We start from the raw sequence: 2,348 nt of genomic DNA on the forward strand, positions 1-2,348 counted from the left end.
TTTCCTATGAACAGGTGTGCTGGGTTTGACGCTTACAGACATTGAGTAATTTGGATAGCGGTAATCTCCCATAAGGGTACAAGACAAAGTGTTGGCCGCTTTAGAAAAAGCTTTAGACAAAAATATTTTTAAAAATAATCCCACCCACATTGGGTGGGAAAATCAGATTTAAGTTTTAGGTCTGTAAAAAATCATGTAACCTTAACCGGGAAAAATGCATACTTTTTATTATAGACAACCCTATGGAGCTACAAAATGCGTCTTGTTCATTCAACACATTTACGTGAATATTATCGTCGTGTAGTTGGAGGCTCTATTTCATGCTTATACGAGAACATACGTTTATTACATCCTAAGGGGAAGTATTAACCTGGTATAATTTGAGGTGCCTAATCTTTTATACTAGAAGGCTTCCCGCGGCAGCTGTTTTTTTGCTACTCCACTCCACGAACAAAGTAGGTTACTTATCCGCCTATTTCAAGTTAGGTTTGAAATTCCAACTTTCAAGATGGCAATTAGACAATTTTTCTGGAAACCCCTAAAAACCCTAAGATCGCCTGATTGTCGATAATGTTTAATCAATATCGTTTTTGCCTTCGCATCTTCATACCCAAGTATTTCAAGTTCCCTTAAGATATCCCTAATATCATCTCTGATAGTCTCCTCTTTTGATTAACTGACTGGCTCCAAAGCTAATTCCCACTTTATTCATCACACTTTTATATGATAACATCTATATAAAGACAAAATTCGTCAGTATTCAAAGAGGTGATCTCGTTGTTTGATATTCTTTTGATGAAATATAAGCAAATTAATAGAGAAAGAAAAAAATTTGGAGATCTATTGAAGTGTGAATTTCATATACATACACCAGCATCTTATGATTATAAATTAGTACCAGGGAAAGAATATAAAAACCTGACAAGTATTGATGTGGTTCATATAGCTAATCAATTAGGATATTTTGATGAAGAACAGACGAGCCATTTTGTACAAGAAATATCGGCCGGTTATTATGATACTGACGAATACAAAGTGTTATTAAAAAATACACCTTATCAATCGATTAAAGAATATATCACCTATAAGCTGATTGCACATAAACTGTATTTATCAGGTGTAGAGATTGCGGTTATCTCAGATCACAATACGATTAATGGATATTTCAAATTGAAACACTCACTTGAAGAGTATTTTAAGGAACGTATAAAAGGTAAAGATGAAAATAGGAAAATCATAAATTTGTTACTTGGTATTGAGATTTCTTGTTCTGAACAGTTACATTTAGTCGGTATATTTGACGAAAAATATTTATCAAAAGTACAAAAGTTAGTGGACAATAATATAATTTCTGAAGAAAAAGGCACCTATGAAACAAGTCTTTCTATGATGGGTAAAATCCATGAAATCGGTGGAATAGGGTATATTGCACATATTAACTCTGCTGAGATAAATACTTCAGGATTGTATAAACATACGCTTTTTAACTTGCCTTATATGAATGTTATTGGAGTTACTAATAAACGGTGTATAAACAGAGAATTAGAACGTTTAAAATCATTTGACATAGTGGATCCAGAAGAAAAATATTGTTTTATTTTTGAAGGTGATGCTCATACAATCAATCAACTAGGATTAAATAACACTTGGATTAAAATGAGTGATGTGAGTTTTAATTCTTTGAGAAAGGCCTTTCTGAATCATAAGTTTTGTGTATTCATCGATAAACCATCTATCACAAATAAATTTATCAAAGGAATCTTAATTGAACCTGGTTCGGATGGATATCTTCGTGGTAAAAATGACAGTTCATTTTTAGCGGATTTTTCAAGCGATTTGAATTGCATAATAGGAGGTAGGGGTACCGGGAAAAGCACTCTTCTTAGTATCTTGGAAATTATTTTTACATTAGAAACTGACTCTGATAAAAAGCTGCGCTTTATTTGTAAAAATAAGATGATCTATGTTCTCTTTGTATATGATGATAAAGAATATATGCTTCGATTTATTCCGCAAGTTGAAGAGGCTGCCCGTTATTCAAGCGGGAGACAGTTTTATTCATCTAAGGCATTTGTTCAGTATTATCCGAATCAGGGTTTAATTAAGTTAGAACATCATTGGGTAAATCTTTACGAAGTAATTAATCAGACGGATGTGATTTCATTTAATGAAATCAGTCAAGAAGAAAAGTTGTTAATAATGAGTGGTTTTTACAGAAAGAGCTATTCTATAAATAATATTATTAACCAAATAAACTCTGATGATATTGGAACATTCATTCGAGAGGTTGTCTTTAATGGATTGCCATTCCCTGAGAAAGATCGGGTTTTAAAATCGATTGCTAGTAT

At 32.5% G+C, this 2,348-nt stretch carries 1 protein-coding gene; it reads left to right on the plus strand.

Annotation, left to right across the window (positions count from 1 at the left end; translation table 11 throughout):
• Positions 1 to 777: 777 nt before the first annotated feature.
• On the plus strand, positions 778 to 2,348 hold a 1,571-nt coding region (locus tag FKP33_RS26585; protein WP_373423959.1), incomplete at its 3' end, for a Spaf_1101 family AAA-like ATPase.

Origin of the sequence: Paenibacillus sp. tmac-D7 (assembly GCF_006519665.1) — a bacterium.
In the GTDB taxonomy this organism is placed as follows: domain Bacteria; phylum Bacillota; class Bacilli; order Paenibacillales; family NBRC-103111; genus Paenibacillus_G; species Paenibacillus_G validus.